Origin of the sequence: Brevibacterium marinum (genome assembly GCF_011927955.1) — a bacterium.
Taxonomy (GTDB): Bacteria; Actinomycetota; Actinomycetes; order Actinomycetales; family Brevibacteriaceae; genus Brevibacterium; species Brevibacterium marinum.
Window position 1 is genome coordinate 816497 of the sequence record NZ_JAATJN010000001.1, and the last position, 21625, is coordinate 838121.

The following is a 21625-nucleotide window of genomic DNA, read 5'->3' on the forward strand; positions in this document are numbered from 1 at the left end:
TGATCCGATGGGCGGACCGAGACCCAGGTCACGGACTCGTGAGAGCGGCGCATAGGGCCGCGGAGCACCCAAGGAATTCTGAACATATTCTCACGAATCCTCACCGATTCGTGGCGGCGAGAGTAAGCCACCTATGAGCCTCTCTGCATTGAACCGACTTCCTGTGTCCGACAGTGTGGTGTGTGGCGATTACCGGAGCACCTCCCTGTGCCGAAAGCAGGAGACTGACATGTGCCGAATTCGGGAACCAGACATTCGCCTTCCGGGCCGCTCGCCCGATCCAACACGAAAGTGAGAATTGATGAGAAGCGTGCGCACATTTGCGGTGACTGCACTGTCCGCTGCCGTCATCGCGGGGGGCCTTTCCCTGGCGGCGGCGACCTCGGCCTCGGCCGATCCGATCACAGGGGCCGTCGACCAGCCGAGCGACAATGCCTCGGGCCCCGGTCAGCACCAGGGTGACACCGCGGCCGCGGGCATCGACGATCCGGAGGAGCTCAGCTCCGAGCAGATCGACAATGCACGCACCATCATCGGCGTCGGCAAGGGCGCGGAGCTGTCTGAGAAGGCGCAGAAGATCGCCGTGATGACCGCACTGCAGGAGTCGAGCCTGCAGAACCTCGACGGTGGGGATCGCGACTCAGCCGGCGCGTTCCAACAGCGTCCCTCGATGAGATGGGGATCGATCGCACAGGTGACGGATCCCGTCTTCGCCTCGAAGTCGTTCTATGGTGTCAATCCCGACAGCCCCAACCCGGGCCTCACCCAGATCGACAACTGGGAGGGCATCGACCCGGGTGAAGCCGCCCAGGACGTGCAGGCATCGGCCTACCCCGACGAGTATGCGAAGTGGGAACCGTTGGCCGAGCAGCTCGTCGACGACAACCAGGACGTCGACGACATCGAATGAGTTTCGGATCCGACCCGCCTCCGGACCACTTCGGGGTCGGCTGCTGACCACCTCCGGCCCGGCCCGACCACCTCGGGGCCGGCTGCTGACCACCTCCGGCCCGGCTCCCGACCACTTCGGGGTCGGGCCGGAGTCCGTCAGCTGGGCGGAGGACGGGCTGTCCAGCGGCCTGCGAACGAGAAGTGGACTCGTCGCCCGTCGCTCCGACAGCACCTCACGGGAGGTGGTTCGTCAGGGAGTCGGCGATGATCGCCTGCATCGCCCGTGCCGTCCGGCCGCGCCACTGCCCACGAGGCGGGACTGTCGGTATCGCGTCGCCATGTAGATGGGCGAGGGCGACCGCGACGATGCGGGAGTGCGCGGGGAATTCCTCGAGTGCATGGAGCGCGGCGGCCTCCTTGCTGAGGATCTCCCCGGTCAGAAGCGTGTGATGCATGCGGGCCGGTCCGAGTAGGCACCATTCCACACCACTGGCGGTAAGCCTCCGTCTGCCACTGCTCACACTCTCGGCAAGCGGAGCCCAGTATTCGCGAAGATTGTCCGCCACCCAGTTCCGAAGCGCACCGGGCTCCGGGTCGAGACCCCACTCGGAGACGTCCTTGCCGAGGACAGAGATGCCGCCGTCGACGAGCTCCTTCCAGATCACCGGATTGACGTCGAAGGCGCCGCGAGGCTCGAAGATCTCACCGACGTGTGAGGCGATCGCTCGGATCTCGGTCACCGGTCGTGCGAGCTCGGACTCCCATACGAACACGGTGTTGCAGCATGCGCTGAAGCCCATCCCACGTGCTGCACGCATGGTCAGGCGGGGCAGTTGGGAGAGGTGCAGGACCCTCAGGCGTGCCATGAGGCTGCGGTGCTGCCTCCACTCATCGCTGAGTACGGAGACGAGGTCGATATCGCTGCGACCCGGACGGTAGGCGCCGAGGGCGGTTGAACCGCTGACTGCGCACGCGGTGAGTGCACCCGGCATCAGTCGATCGGCGCTGCGCAGATACGATCCGACAGCGCGTGCTGCGTCCTTGGGCAGCAGTGAGTCCATGGAGCAAGACTACTTCCTCGAACATCGGTCCTCATTGCCTCGCCGGGGACTGCGATGCGAGCTCGACACGCCGCAGATACCCCGTAATTCAACTCCCGTTGATGTCGTATTCGTTGCAGGTGACTTTGTCTCTTCGAGAGGCTGGACCATGAGAGCGCAAGAAGTCGGTCGTGTGTTCCTCTGCTGAAAGGAATCCGGTCACGCCGTTCGCTCGAGACAACTAACATTGCTCTTTACGCCAGACACCAGGAGAATCAGAACCGATGAAACTCGCACGGGCAATAGCAGTGACCACCCTTTCAGCTGTCCTCGTCGCCGGCGGTTCCTCTGCGGCGAACGCGACGTCGCAGGAGACCCCCTCCAGCAGCACGGCACTGAACGGCGGCCAAGTCACCGACACCCAGGACACCGGCCAGCTCACGCAAGCCCAGGTCGACAACGCACGCACCATCATTGCTGTCGGCAAAGGTTCTGAACTGTCGACCCAGGCGCAGAAGATCGCCGTCATGACAGCTCTGCAGGAGTCGAGCCTGCGTAATCTCGACGACGGCGACAAGGACTCGGCCGGCTTGTTCCAGCAGCGCCCGTCCTTTGATTGGGGCACCTCGGAGCAGGTCACAGACCCGGTGTACGCGTCGAAGTCCTTCTATGGAGTCAACCCGTCCTGCCCGAATCCGGGCCTGCTCCAGATCGAGGGCTGGAAGACGATGGATCCTGGTGAGGCAGCTCAGGCGGTGCAGGGCTCGGGACACCCCGACGCCTATGACAAATGGGAAACCCTTGCTGCGGAGCTTGTCGACGAGAATCAGGACGTCGACCCCATCGGCTGACGAGCCGACATTGATTCGACCCTGCCGTCACGGCATCCGCTGCCGTTTCGGCACCCGCAGCCGTCTCGGCGCCCGCTGCAGTCTCGGCACCCGCTGGGCGTACGTGCTCAGGTAGAGTACAAAAGCTCTACGTGGGCATCTACGCCTAGCGGTTACGGAGCTGTTCACCGTGAGCTCCTACGCACAGCGGTTGCGGAGCTGTTCACCGTCACGCCGCGCGGTCAGCCCAGCGCGCCACCGGCCAGTCGACGAACCACCTCGGTGAGGTGATGCAGGCCCGAGACGAGGTCCTCGTCCTTCGTGAACTCCTGGAGGCTGTGGGAGACCCCGCCGACGCTGGGAACGAACAGCATCACCGTGGGCACGGAGTCCTTCATGTTCGTCGAGTCGTGCCCGGCCACGGTCATCACCCGCGCCGAGGCGAGTCCCAGGTCCTCGGCCGCTGACCGTGCCAGCTCGACCCCGTCCTCGGAGTACGGGTTCTGCTCCCAACTGTGTTCGGCGACGATATCGATCTCGACGCCGACCTCCTCGCGCACCTTCGCGACAGTGGTCATGAGGGAATCATGGGCGGCGGCGATCACCTCGGCGCTGGCCGAACGCAGGTCGAGGAGCAGACCGACCTCGCTGGCCACGACGACGGGAGAGTTCGGATAGACGTTGAGCTCACCGCAGGCGGTGTGCAGCGCTCCCGCATCGAACTCTTCGACGAGGTCACGGGCGGCGACCACGAGCCGGGCGGCGCCGAGAAGCGCATCGCGGCGATCGCTCATCAGGGTCGAGCCGCTGTGGGCCTGCTTCCCGGTGACGCGGAACTCGTACTTGTGCGCGGCCCAGGTGGCATTGACGAGGCCGATCGTGACCCCGTCCTCTTCCATGCTGCGGCCCTGCTGGACGTGGATCTCGGCATAGGCGGCGATCTCGGGAGCGGTGAAGTCTCCGCGTTCGCCGATCGCGTCGAGCGCCTCGGCGACGGTGACGCCGTGCGGGTCGCTCGTGGCCAGTGCGGTCTCGAGTTCGGTCTTGCCGGTGAAGACGTTGCTGCCCATCATCGAGGGTTTGAAGCGTGAGCCCTCTTCGTTGAACCAGTTGACGACGGCGAGGTTGTACTTCGCCTTCGACGGGTCGGCGCGCAGCTCGTCGGCGACGGCGAAGCAGGCGTGGGCCGAGGACATGACACCGTAGGCGCCGTCGAAGCGCCCTGCGGTGGGCTGTGAGTCCATGTGCGAACCGGTGAGCACATACGGGGCGCCGGGGACGAGTTCGAGCATGCCGAACTGGTTGCCGATCGCATCCCGGTGAACCGTGAAGCCGTGCTCCTCGAGCAGCTCGGCGAACCATCTGCGCTGCTGGCCATCGGCCGCGCTCGCCGCCTGCCGGTCGACGCCGTTCGTGCCCTCGACGGCGCCGAAGCCCGAATGCACGGACCAGTCGGCGAGGAATTCGTCGTCGCGATCCGAGCGTGTGGCGGGCGCTGTGGTCATGATGGATCCTTTCGGTGATGCTGGGGAGTGCGGGACGGCGCGGATCGCCTCGCTTGCGGCACCCTCGGGTGTGGTGACGATGCGGTTGCCGACCGAGCGGAGAATGCTGGTGGGTCCTTCCACAGAACGTGGACCCTTCAACAGAAGCGAAAGCGAGAGATGGTGAGCGTGGGAGGTCGTGCTGATCGAAGCGGCTGCGGTGCCGACTGTTCTCAGTGCTTGAAACCGGGCAGGTCGACGCTCAGGCGCGGCGCGACGTAGCCGGCGAAGGCCGTGAACAGGGACAGGAAGGCGAGCATCGCAGCGGCCGGCCACCAGTGATCGCCGGCCGAGGCGACGAATCCGGTAGCGAGCAGCGGGATGAATCCGGAGAGCATTCCGGCCGCGTTCTGCGACATGCCCACACCGGTGTAGCGGGTGCTGGCCGGGAACAGACCGGTCATCACCGTGCCCGATGCGGCATAGGGCAGGGACAGCGTGCCCACGGCGATCGTCATCGCGACGACGACGAGCACGGGGATGCCGGATTCGAACATGAGGAAGGCGGGAACGGACACCACCGCCGAGGCGACTCCGCCCCAGAGGATGACCTTGCTGGCCCCGAACTTCGTTCCGAGAACCCCGCCCCAGATGAGGCAGAAGATCTCAACGGCGGCGGCGACCATGCTGCCCAACAGCAGAAGCGAGTCGTCGTAGCCGAGGATGTTGACGCCGTACCAGACGCAGAAGGCGGTGACGAGGTAGAAGCCGCCGACGCCGAGGAGGGCCGCGGCCATGCCGACGATGATCTGCTTCCAGCTGTCGCGGAACGTGGCGCGGATCGGGCTCTTCTCGACCTCACCGGACTCCTCGAGCTGGCGGAAGACCGGTGATTCCTCGAGGCGGCTGCGGATGTAGACGGCGACGAGCAGCAGCGGGATCGCGATGAGGAACGGGATGCGCCAGCCCCAGGCGTTGAAGCTGTCCTGAGTGAGGATCAGTGTGAAGACGAAGAAGCCGCCTGAGGACAGAATCGTGCCGATGGGCGAGCCGATCTGGGGGATTGCGGCGTAGCGGGCACGCAGGTGCAGCGGGGCGTTCTCGACGACCAGCGTCATGGCTCCCGACCATTCTCCGCCGACGAACAGTCCCTGCAGGATGCGCAGCAGCACGAGCAGCGCCGGGGCTGCGAATCCGATCGCGGCGTAGGTCGGCAGGGCGCCGATGAGGCCGGTGACGATGCCGATGCCGACGATCGTGACCATGAGGACGCGACGTCGTCCGACCTTGTCGCCGATGCGGCCGAAGATGAGTCCGCCGATGGGGCGGGCGGCGAGCCCGACGCCGAAGGTGGCGAACGATGCCAGGGCGGCGGCGGTGGCGTTCTCGTTGGTGAAGTACTGGACGTTGAAGATGAGCGCGGCAGCGGCGCTGAAGAGGAAGAAGTCGTACCATTCGAGCGCGGTGCCCAACAGGGCTCCGAGCGCGACCTTGTTGGCGTCCTTGACGCTGAGTTCGTGGGTGGCGGTGTATTCCGTCGCCGCCGTGGGGTCGTTCACGCTCATGTCTCTCTCCGTCGAGTGCAGTACTGGGTCGGTGGGGCATTCGGATCGGTCGGTCATGCAACCGGCAATTCAGAACACTACAGAGTGACATCGCACGATTCCGAGAGCTTTCTGCCCTCGATTATGCGACTCGAATTGTGCATCTGCACAGTGTTCTGAACATAGTCTAGGACCATGTCGCCGAATCATGAGAGACAGCTCAGGGATCAGCCGCTGCCGGGCGACCGTCGGCGCTGGCTCGAGCTGCTCAGCGCCCTGGACCTCGACCAGCTCACGGACCGGTTCATCTCCCTCGTCGTCAGGGTACCCGGCTATGATCCTGCCCCGATACCGGTTTCGGAGCTGAAGCGGACCGGTCACCTGTCGTTCCACACGCTCGTCGAGGGTCTGCGCGCCGGCGGCTTCGACTCGCCGGTCGCGGTGTCCACGGAGGTCGGTGTCTCGCGGGCCCGCGCGGGGATCCCGCTGGAGGCGCTGATGACGGCGATCAGACACGATTTCAATGTGCTGTGGGAGGCCCTGACCGGGGTCGCGACGCAGGACGACGCGGAACTCGTCATCCGGCACACGGGGATCGTGCTGTCGACCGTCGATGAGTACGTCTCCCAGGTTCAGCAGGCCTACACTGCCGAGGAGCAGCGGATGCGGGAGGAGGAGTCCTCGGTTCGGCAGGGGCTCATCGCGGGACTGTTCGACGACCTCAGCCCGACGGACGAACGTCTGGCCACGATCGCCTCGGCGCTGGGCCTCGATCCCGGGGAGCCGCTTCTCGTCGTCGCCGCGCAAGGCGAGGACACCCAGGCGCTGCGGGTTCTCGTGTCGGAGCACGAACGCGCGGGCGGGACCATGTTCACCCACCACCTCGGCGATGCGCTCATCGCTTTCGCGCGGTCGTCCGAGCTGTCCGGCTCACGCCTGGAGACGATCGAACGTCGCCTCGACGAGGCACGAGTCGGCTTGGTCTACGCCGGCGGGATCGGGTCCCTGCGCCGGTCTGCCCTGACCGCCCGCGACTTGGCTCGAGTCCTTGCCGCCGACGAAGTGGGGGTGATGACCTGGGAGCGCGGATGGGCCAGGCTCGCGGCGCAGTCGCTGAATGCGGCGGGGAACTCCATCATCACCGACGTCGAGCGGGCGCTCGCCGTCTGCGGGACGGCCGAGCGTGAGCGCCTCGTCGAGGCCGTGCGCACGTATCTGAATTCGGGCAGCATCCGGGCGAGTGCCGCCGAATTGTTCTGTCACCGCAATACAGTGGCCAACCGTCTGCGCCGGTTCGCCGAGCTGACCGGTGTGGACCCGATGATCCCCGCTGAGGCGGCCCGCCTGGTCGTCGGCTGGGCGTGAGCTTGGCTGGCCGAGTCGCACCCGCTGGCCGAGTCGCACCCGCTGGCTGAGTCGTACCCGCTGGCCGAAAGTGCCTGCGTTGCGCATTTGTGCGCAGCTTCTGCATGTCCTGCTAGCGAGTGCCGATGTGCCCGGCTGGTCGTCGGGCGGAGCCCTCAGATGCGTCAAGCGACCTCGGCGTTCTCAATCGAGGAGAGTGCCCTCAGCCGAGGCGATCGCGGAGGATGCCGAGGAATTCGTCGGCGCGCTCGACCTGGCGCGCGAGCTTCTCTCGTCTGGCATCGGCATCGTCGAGCAGCGCCATCAGATTGCGCCGAGCCTTCTCCCGTTCTCCGTCGGGGAGGTCGCCTTCCAGGATGTCCAATTGGGCCAGCAGTTCGCCCATCTCTGCGGTGGAATAGCTGAGCGCCTTCATGCGTCGGATCGTCATCAGGCGTCGGAAGTCCTCGTCGGTGTAGACCCGGAAGCCGCCCTCGGTTCTGCCGGTGGCGGGGATGAGGCCGATGTCCTCGTAATGGCGCAGGGTCCGTGAAGACAGTCCCGACTTCTCCGTCATCTCGCCGATGTGCATGCCGCGCACCCTTTCGTCGCCTGTGGTTTCGCTCCAGTCTCCCGTCGACTTTGCCGACTGCCCGCTGCCCCCCGGCGGAGTCGACTGCGCGCCGCCTGCGTGCAGACCGCGCTCGAAGAGGTCGAACTGGTTTGCACCAACTCTAACGTAACGTTAATGTTGAGTCCGAACTCTGACATGCCGTGAAGGTTCACGACGACTCACGGCACCACTTCATTTTCCTGTTTCCTTTCTGCTTGTAGGAGGGCCCTGTGTCGACCACCCTGCCCCCAGACAGCACGCAGCACTCTCCGACTCCGGAGGAACGTCAGAGCGTGCTCCGGGCCCTGAAGCGGCCCGGGTGGCTCAAGACCGAGATCCTGGGTGGACTCGTCGTCGGGTTGGCACTCATCCCTGAGGCGATCGCCTTCTCCGTCATCGCCGGAGTGGACCCGCGCGTCGGACTCTTCGCTTCATTCACGATGGCTGTGACCGTGGCGATCCTCGGCGGGCGACCCGCGATGATCTCCGCGGCGACAGGAGCTGTCGCTCTCGTCATCGCTCCCTTGGTGGCCTCGCACGGCACCGACTACTTCATCGCCACCGTCATTCTCGCGGGTATCTTCCAGGTGATTCTGGCTCTGGTCGGAGTCGCACGCCTCATGCGATTCATTCCGCGCCAGGTCATGGTCGGCTTCGTCAATGCGCTGGCCATCCTCATCTTCATGGCCCAGGTGCCCGAACTCCTGAATGTCCCATGGCTGGTCTACCCGCTGTGCCTGCTCGGGCTGATCATCGTCTTCGTCCTCCCGCGCTTCACCTCCATCGTCCCTGCGCCGCTGGTGGCGATCATCGTCCTGACGGCCCTCGTCGTGGTCTTCGCCTGGGACGTGCCCAACGTGGGAGACAAGGGACAGCTGCCCGAGTCCCTGCCGAGCCTGCTCCTCCCACAGGTGCCGCTGACACTCGAAACGCTGAAGGTCATCGCCCCCTACGCGCTGGCGATGGCCCTCGTCGGCCTGCTCGAATCCCTGATGACGGCGAAGCTCGTCGACGATGTCACCGACACCCACTCGAACAAGACGCGCGAGTCGTGGGCGCAGGGCGTGGCCAACATCGTCACCGGGTTCTTCGGCGGTATGGGCGGCTGCGCCATGATCGGGCAGACCATGATCAATGTGCGTGCTTCGGGCGCTCGGACGCGGATCTCGACGTTCTTCGCCGGAGTCTTCCTGCTGATCCTCGTCGTCGCCCTCGGCGACATCGTCGCACTCATCCCCATGGCCGCCCTGGTGGCCGTCATGATCTTCGTCTCCTGGGCGACCTTCGACTGGCACTCCATCCGTCCCAGCACCCTGCTGCGGATGCCGAAGTCGGAGACCACGGTCATGCTGGTCACCGTCATCGCCACAGTCTGGACGAACAACCTCGCCGTCGGCGTGATTCTCGGAGTGCTGGTCGCGATGATCGCCTTCGCCAATCGAGTGGCTCACTTCGTCAGCGTCGACCGGACGATCGTGGAGACCGACGGCCGGACGAACGCTCGCTACACCGTCGACGGTGAACTGTTCTTCGCCTCATCCAACGACCTGTACACGATGTTCGACTATGCCGAGGATCCCGAGCACGTCATCATCGACATGCACCGCTCCCACCTTTGGGATGCCTCCACGATCGCAGCCCTGGACTCCGTGACCGACAAGTACGAACACTACGGCAAGGAAGTTGAGATCGTCGGACTCAATGACGCCAGCCGCAGAATGCGCGCTCGCCTCGTCGGTCACAGTCCTTCATAGCTCTGGCCATGCGGTCCGGTCAGCGCGCTCGCCTCACCATTCACGGCGAGGACGAAGCGTCCGTCCGGATCGTTGGGCACCTGGTTTCCGATGTCCGGCAGGACTCGAGCGCCCTCGTTGCTGATCCACACGACGTCCTCATGTGAACGCATGAGTTCGACGAACTGCGCCCGCTCAGCGGGGGAGACGTAGGCGAGGACGGCACTGTGGAAGACCACGACCTGACTGTCTGCGGGAGCCTCTGTCATGAGCGGTCCGATGGACTCGAGCAGATCACCGGCGACCAACCTCGGCGGATCGGGGCCCATCAATGATGCCGCGGCGGACAGTCTTCTGCGTCGGATGTCATGCTCGGGCCAGATGAGAGATCGGAGCCAATTCCGCTGGTCGGCATCGTTGATGTCGAGCGGATTGAGGTCGATCCCGGCTCGCCAGGCGACCTCGGGAAGGCGGTCCGGTACCTGTGCGTTCCTCAGTTCGCAGTCGAGCACGACCGGGCTGGGTCCATCATCGGGGTGGAGGGTCACTGGCCCCGATGGGGTGCCGTAGACGTAGCTGTATCGGTCCGGGTAGAGGCACAGCCCCGCCGAGGCGCCGACTTCGATGAGTGAGATCGACCGGTCGATCTGCGCAAGGGCCGGCAAGAGCACGGCGCACCGACCTGCCTCGTTGGTCTGGGTCGAGCGCGCGAGCATGATTTCCCGGGTCACCTCCCAGTGCTCGAGCAGCCACCTCCGCAGACTCGCGTAGTCACCCGCACCGGCGTTGCCTTCGTCACCGGGGTGGGTGTTGCTGTCATCTCCGGCGCCGAGGTGGCGAGCAGCTGCGAAGAGAAGGTTGGCCTGGCGCTTCTGCTTTGGCAGTTCGAGGAGCAGGTGGATGATTTCGTCGTCCTCGGCCACTCCCTGCGCCCATGCGGTGTAGGTCGGTGAGGTGTCGGTCGCCTCGAACCGGGCGAACCTTCGGTAGTAGTCGCGCAGGGACTGCGCGTCGAGTTCGGACATCGGTTGCATGGCCTCTCCCTCATCAGACTGGGTCGAACCGTGTGCTCGCGAGCATATCGCGTGGAGTCGTGAGCGAACGGATGGTGCGTCTTCCCTGAGGAGAGATCCGTCACATACGCATCGCGCCAGGTGCCTCCCTGTGCGAGCCCCCTCGTCGTCGGAGGCGGGTGGGTGCAAGCGACCCGGGGTCGCATCGATCACACGCGGGGCGAAGCGCCTTGTGGGTGCTGCCCGGTGCCATGGGTGAGCCGCGAGATCTCGTTTCAGCTGGTCATGGCCCGGCCAAAGATGAAGCCCGGATAAATGCAAGAGACTGCCCGGAGAACGAGGAAACAAGAACGCTTGGCTTTGGGAGCAAAAGGAGCCTTGTCCTTGTGTCTGAGCGGGGCCGCGGGCACGGAGCCGATGATGCGGAGTTGATGCGGACTTTAGGAGGTTCTGAGGGGCGGTGTGGCGCTCAAACGTGGACGCCGACCCGGTATAGTAGTGTCAAATATTGAGACTTACGTGTGTAGTCTGTCGCATGTGTGGGAAGCGAGCACGCGCGGGTAATCGATTGGGGGCATCATGGAATCATCCGCAGAGGACGGTGATCGCTCCCGGCCCACGGGCTATACGAGCGTGGGGGCCACTCAGGCCGAGCAGGTCGCCTTCCTGGCGTCGAAGGGGTGGCACCTGAAGTCGGACCCCGATTCGCTGCGACTCAATGGCGACATCGTGGTCACCGATGATTTCGTCGTTGCGCGTTACAGCCATGGCCCCGCCGTTGTCGAGTACTCCGCACCTGAGGGGCCGTTGCATGATGACGGGGTCATGCTGCACGCCTGTCTCCGTGGGGAGCTGACACTGCACTCCAGAACGGGGGCTGCGCATCTGAAGCCCTTCGACGTCGGTGTCGTCCAGGCCGGAGACTTCACGGGGGCCGAATGCGAGTCCTCGGCGACGTGCATGATCATCAGCTTCAGGGGCGCAGAGGCGCATGAGCATTATCAGCTGCTCGCGGGACACTCGAGTGAGGCCCATCTGCGGATACTGAATGCCGCGACATCGTCGTTGTTCCAAGGTTCTGCTGAGGACCTTGAGCCGGGGTTCGTTCAAGTTCAACGGGGGCTTGAGGAACTCGCCAAGGCGACGGCGATCGGATCGCGTCTGTACCCGGAGTCCCGGGAAGCATCGCTGAGAACGGTCTACGTCCGGGCGGTGGCCCTGATCGGATCCGTGGCATCCGATGCTGACACCACCGTCGAGTCCATTGCGCAGGACCTGCACGTGTCGCGCTCATACCTGTTCAAGGCTTTCAAGAACCACGGTTCAACGCCGTCGAACGAGCTCAGGCAGGCCCGAATGGATATGGCGAAGCGCCACATTGACGGAGGTTCCTCCCTGGCCGAAGCGGCCGCATCGTCGGGTTTCGGTTCCGTTCGCAAACTCAGGCGAGCCCTCGACATGCGGGACGCCTCTTAGAGGTTCCGCAGATAGGTCACGGTCGGCGGGTGGGCCGTGTCTCCCAACGGTGGGTAATCCAGGCGGTTCGGATCAGCCTGCGCACGATGTTCACGGCGTTGGCCAGCGCGATGAACGCGGCGATGACTCGGAACGCTTCTCTGTGCACACGAGCAGTTTCTTGAAACCGCGGTTGTGCCAGGAGCTGACGCGGTCGACCACCCAGCGGTCTCCGGCTTGTAGTGGGAATCCTTTCTGGCTGATCTTCGAGCGGCAGCCCCGTTCGTCGAGCAGATCACGGGTCTTGGCACTGTCGTAGCCAGCGTCGAGATGCACGGTGATGTCCTCGGGCAGGCCCACGCCGTAGCGCAGTTCGAACCGGCCCAGGCACGCCAGAGTCGGGCGCAGAAGGGGTGGGTCGTGCCGGTTGGCGGCTGCGAGCACGCACCCCAGCGGAATCCCGGCCCGGTCGGTGAGCACGGAGCGTTTGGTGCCTTGTTTGCCCCGGTCAACCGGTGATTTTCCGGCAGCCGCGCCTCCGCACGGGGCCTTGACTACGCAGCCATCTACGCTCAGATCCTCCAGCTGCAGGCCCACGATCTTGTCGTAGGTCTCCAGACAGACCTGCTCCAGGTCCTCGAAGATCCCGGTGGCGATCCATTCATCGCGCCGATTGCGCACGGTGGCGGCTAAACAGCTCGCATCAGCGATCCGCTCGTAGGCGGCCCCCAGGACGAGGACCTGAACGGGTTGTCGAACACAATCCGGTCGGCGATCCGCGGTCGATAACAACCCAACGGATGAGCAACGTGATGCTCCGGCAGCAACGCGCAGAACTGGTCCCAGATCGATTTAATGATGGAAGATGGCAGAGCAGGCACAAGCACCTCGCAGGAGAAGAAACGAGATTTTGACACCTCCTTCCCTCCCGGTGCTTGTGCCTGCCCCACCTCAGCGACGCGCCCCTACTTGCAGAACCGCCTAGGCTAAGCCATCCCTTGGGCAGTGGAGGCTGACTCGTCTCCGGGTGTGATCATACGGCGTTGCGCAGCGCCTGCACGTTCTCCTGTGCCCAGGTCCGGAAGTCCTTCAGCGCCGGGTTGATCGCACGCACCTTCGCGAGATCCCTCGCGCCGGTGAACTGGGCGTCGAAGTCGCCGTAGTATTGGAACATGTTCCCGAACTCTTCGGCCGCTGGGATGTCAAACTTCCGGAACACGTCGTAGGGGACGGGTTGGAACCGAACGGGTTCGCCCAACGCATCGCCAATGATGTCGGCGTACTCCTGACCGGTGAGGCAGTCCCCTGCGATGCTGACAGTCTGATCGATGAACTCCTCGCCGCGGCGGAGAATCTCGTAGGCGGTCCGCCCGATGTCGCGGACGTCGATGCCGGCGAGCAGCTTGCCGTCTTCAAAGGGGATGGACAGTGTGAGCTCACCGTCTTCGCCGCGCCGGGGCTCCACTCCGTCCAGGAAGCCCTGGTAGAAGAACGTCGTGTTAAGGAATGTGGTGGGAACGCCCGCTTGGGTGAACCGTTCGTTGCCTTCACCCTTCGCATCGAAGTGGGGGACGTTGTAGCGGTCCTGGAGTACGGGCATGCGCTCGTCTTCGATCGGCAGCAGCTCGCGCGTGTCCTCCAGGGTCGACCAGACCACATGATGTAGCCCAGCGGTGCTCGCTGCGGAGGCCAGGTGCGCGATCTCGAGGGACTCCTGATCCGCGGACCCGTGCGCCCAGAAGTTCGTGACGAGGAACGCGCCGTACGCCCCATCGAACGCGGCGACGAGGCTCGCCTCGTCGCCGAAGTCTGCTCGGACGACCTCGGCGCCGCGGGACGACAGCTCCTGGGCCGCAGCCGAGTCAGGATTGCGGGTCAGTGCTCGAACAGTGAACGGGCTGTCGGGGTCATCGAGGATCGCGGCGGCGGCACCACCGCCCTGTGAGCCCGTCGCACCTGCCACTGCGATGACTTTCTTCGTGGTGTTCAAATGCCCCTCCTTCAGGTGACGAGCCTGCCGCGATCTGCGGTGACCCTTATAGGTAAGCCTTATAGGTAAGCATTCTATACTCAGCGGGTCAGACGGCGGGATGAGGGTAGGGCAGGATCAGCTGGCACCATGGGCAAGGCGCCCAAGGGGTCGGACTCGAGTTCGAAACCCCAATCGTCGCGCTCGGCGCGGGTGGCGTTGCTACCGGAGGCCCCCCTGAACAGGGGTCTAGCCTCAATACCGTTGAGTCAGAAACGCAAGACGGCGTCTATAGGTAGGTGGCTGGGTTGCGGTGGAGAGCCGTGGGATCGGCGATTGACCTGCCATCCAGACACCCTCCGTTGGACAACTCGTGGGGTCGGACGCGGGCGCCGAGGTGGGTTCAGTCGCTGGAGCACTCTGGCCGACGAATCCGCTCCATCCGGGCGGGTGGGGGCACTCAAAGGGAAGCATCCGGCTGCGTCATCGCGAAGTAGATCATCAGCCGGGCCGGCACCGTCCGGTGACGCTGTTCGACTTGCGCGCGCTCAGCGATCACGTCATCCGCCTGGACCACCCACCGTTGGGATACACGGCCCACCCGCCGACCGTGACCTATCTGCGGAACCTCTTAGCCACTTCGCGACTTCGACCACGGGGCTCATGTTCGCGCCCGCGCCGGATGTCGATTCGAGCTGTTCGTCCCGCCGCGCTGTTCCTCACCGGGTTGTTCACCCCACTGGGCGTTCGTCTGCCGAGCTGTCTGTTGATAAATGATCAATCGACAAGCATGGATAAGCGAACAATCGACAAGCGGGTTTGTCGGTAGAGGTCGATGCCTACCGCACAGCTTCGGAGTTCGCTGAAGACTGACTGATTTAACAGTGTGAAGTGCCGTCTCAAAAGCTGAACAAATAAAAATGTATACCAACGTATAAAAATGCAATAGTGACCTTTTACACAGGGATTGTCGGCCAGAGTCGCAGATCATAATTATTCACTTGCAATTATGTTGCCATTACGTGACCAAAATGATTCCTAAGTTGGTACGCTCATCTTGGAGTTCCTCGTGAGTCTCCTGAACACAAAGTTCGTGGCGGTTGAGCCTTCGGGCGGGTGAGTGTGGAGACTTGCGAAAAGCTCAAATTGTAAAGTCCCTACGTGTAGAGGTAGAGCAATATGAAGCCAAACAAGAACAAGGGGCTGCGCCGTATCCTCGGTGCAGCAGGAGTCGGTGCCCTCGGCATCGCCCTGCTCGGTCCCGTTGCGCCGGCAAACGCGGCCGATGTGGAGGAAGGTTCCTTCTCCGGCGGTGTGCGTAACTACGGCGCATTTGCCGGCGTCGGGCTGGCAGACAACATGGTCAATGTCCGCGCGAACATCGCAGAGTCAACAGTTGTCGCAGACTCCGAAGGACTCGCTGACTACACGGGAACGGGCACCGGAGAGTACGCCGTTCCCGCCACGATCGCCGATGACGATACTGCTCGGGCATACTCCCGCGCCGCCCCGGTCGGAGCGGGAGCAGTCGGACTGAACCTCAACCCCACCAACGCCGAGGCCAACTCGACCACCGAATCCCCGTCGGATGAAGCCGACCAGGACTTCGGAAACCTCGATATTCCGACACTGGGCACGCTCGAAGCCCTCACCGGAAAAGCCCAGACAGACTGGTCCGATGGAACTCTGACCAGCGGCGGAACGGTGGCAAACGCCGAATCCACCACCGGTGACCTCGATCTCATCACCGGCCTCGGCGATGTTCCGGGTCTGCCCAGCGATCTTGATACGCTCTTCCCTGTCGGCGAAGCGAACCTGGGCCTGAGCACCAGCGACGTGAGCCTCAACAGCGATGGAGCTGCCTGCGATTCCGGTCTCGGTGTCGAAAGCACCGCGACGTGGAGATTCGCAGACGTCAATCTCTTCAATGGGGAGATCGGAGTCTCCTGGGGCGGAGAAACCGACGCCGCACCGCAGGGCGAGATGATTGCCCGTGCAAACGGCGCTGCTGACGGGGCAGAGGTCGACGTCACGTCGCTGCCGAACATGTCGGTCAAGGTCGGCGAAGCCGACCTCGTCGTCGAGCCCGGTGGAAAGCTCGAGCTCGACCAGATCCTCGAAGAGGGTGGCATGGGCGACCTGTCAGACCTCGTGTCGGGTGAAATCACCTATGGCGGCATTACCAACGTCGAAGAAGCCGCTGACGGCACCCACGCCTCGGCGACCATGGGTGGACTGCAGGCTGATCTGCAGCTGGCCTCTGTCCCCGTAGTCGCACCCGACGGCCTCGGCAGCATGGAACTCGGTTTCGAGCGCGCCGATGTATTCGCTGACATCTCCGAAGGCGGCATCAACTGCGCCGACGACGGTGACGACGCTTCCTCAGACGACTCGGCTTCGTCCGACGACAACGGAGCCGACAACGCTTCGTCCGATGACTCGGCTTCGTCCGACGACAACGGAGCCGACAACGCTTCGTCCGATGACTCGGCTTCGTCCGACGACAACGGAGCCGACGACGCTTCGTCCGATGACTCGGCTTCGGCTGATGACAACGGAGCTGACGACGCTTCCTCGGATGACTCGGCTTCGGCTGATGACAACGGAGCTGACGACGCTTCCTCGGACGACTCGGCCTCGGCCGACGACTCCGCTTCGGCTGACGACAACGGAGCTGCGAACGCCGCAGCAGGCAGTGCAGCCAATGGACCCGACAACGGTGCAGAAAACCTGCCCCGTACCGGTTCAGACGCAACATCCCCGATGCTCGGAGCCGGCGCAATCCTGCTGGCAGCCGGTGCAGGCGCAGTTTACTTCGCTCGCCGCCGAGCAGCGAAGTAACAGGATGTGAGAACCCTGCTGTCCACAGCTGAAGCGGTGACTCTCCACTCGTCGCTCAGCTGCGGGCCAGCAGGAACCAGGTGATGGGAGCCAGTCAGGCAAGGGGCTGGCTCCCACCACGCTTCTATTCAATCGCAGATCTTCCAAGTATGCGAATGGGTAGACCTCCACCGTCAATTCAGTCTCTCGTCAGAGAGGACCTTCCCAGTGAAGTCTTCAACCTCAATCCGCCTCGCCACCCTCGCAGTCGCCATACCGGCACTGCTCCTGACCGGTTGTCAGAGTCCCGCCGAGACAACGGCAGACCAACCCGTTCCTTCCACGGAAACAGCCACACCGAATCCGTCATCCGAGGCTGCAACGGCGAGCCCGAAACCGGAAGCGACGGCTACAGAAGCAGCACCGTCGTATACGGACCCGTCCGAAGCCGACACTTACTGCGGCGCCATCGAAGACTTGGTCAGCCTCAGCAACGAGGCAAGCGATCAGAACGAACAGACCATCGTCAACCATATGGGGACACGCTTGGACCTGTTGGCGGCGGGGACCGCGCATATCGGAAAGCTCGCGCCTGGTGATGCGTCTCAAGACTGGGAAGCCACGGGTGATGACTACAAAGAGGCCGCCGATCTCTTCAAGTCCAGTGGTGGTCAGGTCTCCAACACCGACTTCCTCACGCTGCTCTCGACGGCGACGAAGACTGCGAACACAACCTACGAGCACCAGGCCGAGACGGTGGACGAAGAGTGCGGAATCGACATCACGAAGCTCGTGGCGGAGGCGAAATGAGACGACTGACAGTATCCGCAGTTGCAGCGAGCCTCCTGCTCAGCCTCTCAGCCTGTTCCGGTTCTGACGGCGCGGTGGACGCCCACGTCGATTCGCTCAGCAAGGATGCCGAATCGTCGGCAATGGATAGATTCTCAACGTTCAAAGACGAGCTCGGAGGCATCACGAGCTACCACGCACAAGGCTCTGTGAAGGCAGACGACGGAACCCAGAGCACGGATTTCATCTTCGACCGAAAGAGCAGTGCGTTCGAGGGAGAAGCCTCTATCGAGTCCGGATCGGTGGACATGACCATCGAATTGGTGAGGGCGTCAAGTCTGCTGTGGATCAAGGGCCCGCAGGAGTATTGGGAATCGTTCGGATACGATGCCAGTCCGGCGATCGGCAAATACGTGGTGTTCCAGGCGGCCCAGGGAGACCAAGTCGCGAAGACCTACGACTATGACCGCTTGGTCTCGACGGTTGAAACGATGAGTGCCGGTGAGGTGACCGTCGAGGGTGAAGTCGACAAAGACGGCACCGACTTCATCCGCTACACACTCGGGAAGAAGGACGAGTCGACGCTCATCGACATCCCAGCAGAAGGGACGATGGACACCGCGACGCTCGTCAGCCGCGCCGACGGGGTCGACGCGACCGTGGTCATCGACGACTTCGACACCGACGTGAACATCGCCGCACCGGACCCCAGTGAAGTGACCCAGCCCCAGGGGCAGTGATCGAACCTCCGGGACAGCGACGGGGTTCAACCGGCGACCTCCGGGCCGAACTTTCGCGAACCGATCCGATCGAGCCTGTGGCCGGCGCCCCACCTCGGCGCCGGCCATAGGTTTCGTCCCGATATTCAAAACTCTGGCGGCAGAACCTGGGAACCGGAACCAGGTGTGACGTAATGTGTTCGACGTAGCGTGCCGAGGGCCATCACCCTGGCTCAAGGCTCAAGCCTGATCAAGGGAGATCACATGTCATCCGAGGTGAACCCGCCTGTGAGTGGACGAATGCCGACCGATTCAGCGCTGGAGAAGCGGGCCCTGAGGAAAGTCACTCTCCGCCTGATCCCATTCATCATCGCGATGTACTTCACCAACTACCTCGACCGCACCAACCTCGGCATTGCGGGCCCGGGCGGCATGAACGAAGACCTCGCGATGAACGCCACCCAGTTCGGGTTCGCGGCCGGCATCTTCTTCTTCGGCTACCTCATCTTCGAGGTGCCGTCGAACCTCGCCCTGCACAGGTACGGCGCACGGATCTGGCTGGCCAGGATCCTCATCAGCTGGGGCATTGTGGCCGCAGCGATGGCGTTCGTGCCCAGTCACGGGTGGCTCTATGTGCTGCGCTTCCTCCTGGGCGTCGCCGAGGCGGGATTCTTCCCCGGCATCATCCTCTACCTCACGTACTGGTTCCCCTCATCCATGCGCGCCCGTGCCACCGCGCTGTTCATGCTCGCGATCCCGATGTCCAGCGTCATCGGCTCGCCGCTGTCCTCGTGGCTGATCTCGAGCGGAAATTCGATCTTCGAGAATTTCGCCGGCTGGCGCTTCATGTTCGTCATCGAAGGCGTGCCCGCAATCCTGCTCGGAATCATGTGCATCTTCTACCTCACCGACCGTCCTCGTGATGCCAAATGGCTGACTCCCGACGAGCGGAACTGGCTGCAGTCGAGGATGGATGCCGAGGAGGAGGGCAAGGCCGAGACCTTCCATTACCCGGTCCGCCGGTCCCTCCTCCAGCCGCGCGTGTGGGCGCTGTCCTTCGTCTACTTCGGTATGGTCTACGGCCTCTACGCGATGAGCTTCTTCCTGCCGACGATCATCTCCGGCTTCCAGGAGACCTTCGGCGTCGAGTACTCGATCGTCGAGATCGGCTTCATCACCGCGATCCCCTACATCTTCGGTGCGCTGGCCATGTACTTCTGGTCCCGCCACGGCGACAAGTCCGGCGAGCGGGTCTGGCACGTCGCGATTCCGCTCTTCGTCGGCGGTGTCACGATCCCGATCGCCCTGTATCTGAGCTCGCCCTTCACCACGATGGTCGCCGTGACCATCACCTGCATGGCCATCTGCGCGGCCCTGCCGACCTTCTGGCCGCTGCCGCAGACCTTCCTGGCCGGTGCCGGAGCCGCCGCGGGTCTCGCCCTGATCAACTCGCTGGGTAACTCCGCCGGGTTCTTCGCCCCCTACATCACCGGTGGCTTGGCCCAGCTCACCGGAACCCAGAACGCAGGCATGTGGGTCGTGGGCGCGGCAATGGTCGGGGCCGGAATCGTCACCCTCGTCCTCAAGGCCGCCCCCGCGCCCGATAGGGTGGACCCGAATCTGACGAGATAGTCCCAGATGAGAGTCGCCGAGGCGGTCGCGACCGTCCCAACATTTCCGTTCGGAAGGATGTCATGACAGCACAGAACCAGACCACGGTGGGACCGGCCGAACTCGATGCGCTCGCCTCGCGATTGGGGGACGGCGCACTGACGACGGATCCCGACGTCATCGGCGCCCACGCTCGCGACGAAGCCCTGTTCTGCCCTCACGAAGGGGCGATCGCCCTGGTCAGAGCCACCTCGGCGACAGACGTCCAGGCGGTCGTGCGCTTCGCCGCCGAACACGGTGTTCCCGTGGTTCCTCAGGGTGCGCGCTCGGGGATCTCGGGTGGGGCGAACGGTTCGCCCGGAGCGATTCTGCTCAATGTCTCGCGGATGAAGGACGTCGTCGGCGTCAATGAGGCCGAGCGCCTCGTGACGGTTCAGCCCGGGATCATCAATCAGGACCTCAAGGACCATCTTGCGCCATTCGGACTGTCCTATCCGCCCGACCCCGGATCCGTCGCGCTGTCGTCGATCGGCGGCAACATTGCCACCAACGCGGGCGGCCTGTGCTGTGTGAAATACGGTGTGACCAGGGATTACGTTCGCAGCCTCACGGTGGTTCTGGCAGATGGCACGCTGACGAAGCTGGGTCCGGAGACCGCGAAGGGCGTCGCGGGACTGGATATGCGCCACCTGTTCATCGGCTCCGAGGGCACCTTGGGCATCGTCGTCGAGGCGACCCTGCGTCTGGTCCCGAAGCTGCCGGACCCTTTCACGGCCGTCGCGACGTTCCCCGACGAGCGTTCGGGGCTGCAGACTGTCGCGGACTTCATGGCCGCCGGCGGTGTGCCCAGCCTGCTCGAGTTCCTCGATTCGTCGAGTCTGAAGATGCTCAATGAGTTCGGCGACTTCGGCCTCGACGGAGATGCCGGATCGATGCTCATCATGCAGGTCGATCAGATTCCTGCGGAGTCCGAGAAGGTCATGGCCCGATTTGCCGAGGTGGCGAAGGCCTGCGGTGCCCTCGACGTCGCGTACTCCGACGATCCCGCCGACTCGGCTGCGCTCGTCGCCGCGCGGCGGATGATCCAGCCCGCGTACGAGAAGTTCGCCAACTCGCACGGCGGTGGTCAGCTGCTCGACGATGTGTGCCTGCCGCGGGTGGCGATGCCCGAGTTCTGCGACCGTCTCAAGGAGCTGCAGGAATCGTCGGGTCTGATGATTGCGCTGGTGGCACACGCCGGTGACGGGAATACTCATCCTTCGGTGTTCTTCGACGCCGGTGATTCCGCAGAGACGGCGAAGGCGCAGGAGGTCTTCGGCGAGATCATGCGCATCGGCCTCGAGCTGGGCGGCACCATCACCGGTGAGCACGGGGTCGGCCTCCTGAAGCGCGATTGGCTGAACAACGAACTCGACGAGGGGTCGAAGCGGATCCAGACCGCTGTGAAGAATGCGTTGGATCCCCAGGGGCTCCTCAACCCGGGGAAGATGCTCAGCGCGCTCTGAAGGAGAGCTCGTGGGGCAAGCGTGGTCTGGGACTGCCCCGCGTTCTGGGGTTCCTCGCGGTCTGGGGTGCCCCGCGGTCTGGGGTGCCCGCGGTCTGGAACTTGCCCGTGGTCTGGAATTTCCACGACCTGACAGACATCGATAACGGAACTGCAGAGACGAGCCGCGGCATTGTGACGCCACAATGCCGCGGCTCGTCTCTGTATGGAGATCGAATCATAGTCCGCCTCGGACCTGCAGGGTTGCCTCTGACCTGCAGTGTTGC

16 protein-coding genes and 1 pseudogene are annotated in these 21625 nt (G+C 63.9%); 10 read left to right on the top strand and 7 right to left on the bottom strand.

The window, feature by feature from the left end:
* Nucleotides 1-301: 301 nt before the first annotated feature.
* Nucleotides 302-910, top strand: coding sequence for a hypothetical protein (locus BKA07_RS03585; protein WP_167949682.1), 609 nt, complete (start codon nucleotides 302-304; stop codon nucleotides 908-910).
* Between the two features lie 214 nt (nucleotides 911-1124).
* Here BKA07_RS03585 and BKA07_RS03590 read toward each other — a convergent pair whose 3' ends face one another.
* Nucleotides 1125-1952 carry an aminoglycoside adenylyltransferase domain-containing protein gene (locus tag BKA07_RS03590; RefSeq protein WP_167949683.1) on the bottom strand — a complete coding sequence of 276 codons (828 nt, stop codon included), beginning with the start codon at nucleotides 1950-1952 and terminating at the stop codon, nucleotides 1125-1127.
* Nucleotides 1953-2215: 263 nt separating this feature from the next.
* Between BKA07_RS03590 and BKA07_RS03595 the strand changes: the two genes are divergently transcribed.
* A complete protein-coding gene (locus BKA07_RS03595; protein WP_167949684.1) occupies nucleotides 2216-2782 on the top strand; it encodes a hypothetical protein in 567 nt (188 codons plus the stop codon).
* 221 nt (nucleotides 2783-3003) lie between these two features.
* On the opposite strand, the gene BKA07_RS03600 is transcribed toward BKA07_RS03595, so the two are convergent.
* Nucleotides 3004-4266 carry a M20 family metallo-hydrolase gene (locus tag BKA07_RS03600; protein ID WP_167949685.1) on the bottom strand — a complete coding sequence of 421 codons (1263 nt, stop codon included), beginning with the start codon at nucleotides 4264-4266 and terminating at the stop codon, nucleotides 3004-3006.
* A gap of 212 nt (nucleotides 4267-4478) precedes the next feature.
* On the bottom strand, nucleotides 4479-5810 hold the full coding sequence (locus BKA07_RS03605) for an MFS transporter (protein WP_167949686.1): 1332 nt from the start codon (nucleotides 5808-5810) through the stop codon (nucleotides 4479-4481).
* 174 nt (nucleotides 5811-5984) lie between these two features.
* Here BKA07_RS03605 and BKA07_RS03610 point away from each other — a divergent pair, with 174 nt between their 5' ends.
* Nucleotides 5985-7154: an RsbRD N-terminal domain-containing protein gene (locus BKA07_RS03610; RefSeq protein ID WP_167949687.1), complete on the top strand. Its 1170-nt coding sequence runs from the start codon at nucleotides 5985-5987 to the stop codon at nucleotides 7152-7154.
* A 202-nt stretch (nucleotides 7155-7356) separates the two neighbouring features.
* Here the strand turns inward: BKA07_RS03610 and BKA07_RS03615 are convergent, their stop codons facing one another.
* On the bottom strand, nucleotides 7357-7725 hold the full coding sequence (locus BKA07_RS03615; protein WP_167949688.1) for a MerR family DNA-binding transcriptional regulator: 369 nt from the start codon (nucleotides 7723-7725) through the stop codon (nucleotides 7357-7359).
* A gap of 251 nt (nucleotides 7726-7976) precedes the next feature.
* Between BKA07_RS03615 and BKA07_RS03620 the strand changes: the two genes are divergently transcribed.
* The gene (locus tag BKA07_RS03620; RefSeq protein ID WP_342448985.1) at nucleotides 7977-9500 is read left to right on the top strand and encodes a SulP family inorganic anion transporter; all 1524 of its coding nucleotides are present in this window, start codon (nucleotides 7977-7979) and stop codon (nucleotides 9498-9500) included.
* Here the strand turns inward: BKA07_RS03620 and BKA07_RS03625 are convergent.
* Complete coding sequence (locus BKA07_RS03625; protein ID WP_167949689.1) at nucleotides 9485-10513, bottom strand: DUF2332 domain-containing protein; 1029 nt, start codon at nucleotides 10511-10513, stop codon at nucleotides 9485-9487. The two genes, BKA07_RS03620 and BKA07_RS03625, sit on opposite strands and share 16 nt — an antisense overlap.
* Before the next feature lie 558 nt (nucleotides 10514-11071).
* Here BKA07_RS03625 and BKA07_RS03630 point away from each other — a divergent pair.
* Nucleotides 11072-11968 carry a helix-turn-helix transcriptional regulator gene (locus BKA07_RS03630; protein WP_167949690.1) on the top strand — a complete coding sequence of 299 codons (897 nt, stop codon included), beginning with the start codon at nucleotides 11072-11074 and terminating at the stop codon, nucleotides 11966-11968.
* A gap of 16 nt (nucleotides 11969-11984) precedes the next feature.
* On the opposite strand, the pseudogene BKA07_RS03635 reads toward BKA07_RS03630, so the two are convergent.
* Together BKA07_RS03635 and BKA07_RS03640 are read right to left on the bottom strand one after the other, a co-directional pair.
* A pseudogene (locus tag BKA07_RS03635) lies at nucleotides 11985-12828 on the bottom strand (IS5 family transposase).
* A gap of 152 nt (nucleotides 12829-12980) precedes the next feature.
* Complete coding sequence (locus tag BKA07_RS03640) at nucleotides 12981-13937, bottom strand: NmrA/HSCARG family protein (protein ID WP_167949691.1); 957 nt, start codon at nucleotides 13935-13937, stop codon at nucleotides 12981-12983.
* Between the two features lie 1158 nt (nucleotides 13938-15095).
* Here BKA07_RS03640 and BKA07_RS03645 point away from each other — a divergent pair.
* The 5 genes from BKA07_RS03645 (at nucleotide 15096) to BKA07_RS03665 (ending at nucleotide 21360) form a co-directional block, all read left to right on the top strand.
* A complete protein-coding gene (locus tag BKA07_RS03645; RefSeq protein WP_167949692.1) occupies nucleotides 15096-16757 on the top strand; it encodes an LPXTG cell wall anchor domain-containing protein in 1662 nt (553 codons plus the stop codon).
* A 513-nt stretch (nucleotides 16758-17270) separates the two neighbouring features.
* Nucleotides 17271-17546, top strand: coding sequence for a hypothetical protein (locus tag BKA07_RS03650; RefSeq protein ID WP_167949693.1), 276 nt, complete (start codon nucleotides 17271-17273; stop codon nucleotides 17544-17546).
* Nucleotides 17543-18265, top strand: coding sequence for a hypothetical protein (locus BKA07_RS03655; RefSeq protein WP_167949694.1), 723 nt, complete (start codon nucleotides 17543-17545; stop codon nucleotides 18263-18265). Before BKA07_RS03650 ends, BKA07_RS03655 begins: the two co-directional genes overlap by 4 nt.
* 279 nt (nucleotides 18266-18544) lie before the next feature.
* On the top strand, nucleotides 18545-19876 hold the full coding sequence (locus tag BKA07_RS03660; protein WP_167949695.1) for an MFS transporter: 1332 nt from the start codon (nucleotides 18545-18547) through the stop codon (nucleotides 19874-19876).
* Between the two features lie 62 nt (nucleotides 19877-19938).
* Nucleotides 19939-21360: an FAD-binding oxidoreductase gene (locus tag BKA07_RS03665; protein WP_167949696.1), complete on the top strand. Its 1422-nt coding sequence runs from the start codon at nucleotides 19939-19941 to the stop codon at nucleotides 21358-21360.
* Nucleotides 21361-21625 lie beyond the last annotated feature (265 nt).

Coding starts and splice junctions, on each gene's coding strand:
- BKA07_RS03585 (WP_167949682.1), top strand. CDS start 302: ATGAGAAGCGTGCGCACATTTGCGGTGACTGCACTGTCCGCTGCCGTC.
- BKA07_RS03590 (WP_167949683.1), bottom strand. CDS start 1,952: ATGGACTCACTGCTGCCCAAGGACGCAGCACGCGCTGTCGGATCGTAT.
- BKA07_RS03595 (WP_167949684.1), top strand. CDS start 2,216: ATGAAACTCGCACGGGCAATAGCAGTGACCACCCTTTCAGCTGTCCTC.
- BKA07_RS03600 (WP_167949685.1), bottom strand. CDS start 4,266: ATGACCACAGCGCCCGCCACACGCTCGGATCGCGACGACGAATTCCTC.
- BKA07_RS03605 (WP_167949686.1), bottom strand. CDS start 5,810: ATGAGCGTGAACGACCCCACGGCGGCGACGGAATACACCGCCACCCAC.
- BKA07_RS03610 (WP_167949687.1), top strand. CDS start 5,985: ATGTCGCCGAATCATGAGAGACAGCTCAGGGATCAGCCGCTGCCGGGC.
- BKA07_RS03615 (WP_167949688.1), bottom strand. CDS start 7,725: ATGCACATCGGCGAGATGACGGAGAAGTCGGGACTGTCTTCACGGACC.
- BKA07_RS03625 (WP_167949689.1), bottom strand. CDS start 10,513: ATGCAACCGATGTCCGAACTCGACGCGCAGTCCCTGCGCGACTACTAC.
- BKA07_RS03630 (WP_167949690.1), top strand. CDS start 11,072: ATGGAATCATCCGCAGAGGACGGTGATCGCTCCCGGCCCACGGGCTAT.
- BKA07_RS03645 (WP_167949692.1), top strand. CDS start 15,096: ATGAAGCCAAACAAGAACAAGGGGCTGCGCCGTATCCTCGGTGCAGCA.
- BKA07_RS03650 (WP_167949693.1), top strand. CDS start 17,271: ATGGGGACACGCTTGGACCTGTTGGCGGCGGGGACCGCGCATATCGGA.
- BKA07_RS03655 (WP_167949694.1), top strand. CDS start 17,543: ATGAGACGACTGACAGTATCCGCAGTTGCAGCGAGCCTCCTGCTCAGC.
- BKA07_RS03660 (WP_167949695.1), top strand. CDS start 18,545: ATGCCGACCGATTCAGCGCTGGAGAAGCGGGCCCTGAGGAAAGTCACT.
- BKA07_RS03665 (WP_167949696.1), top strand. CDS start 19,939: ATGACAGCACAGAACCAGACCACGGTGGGACCGGCCGAACTCGATGCG.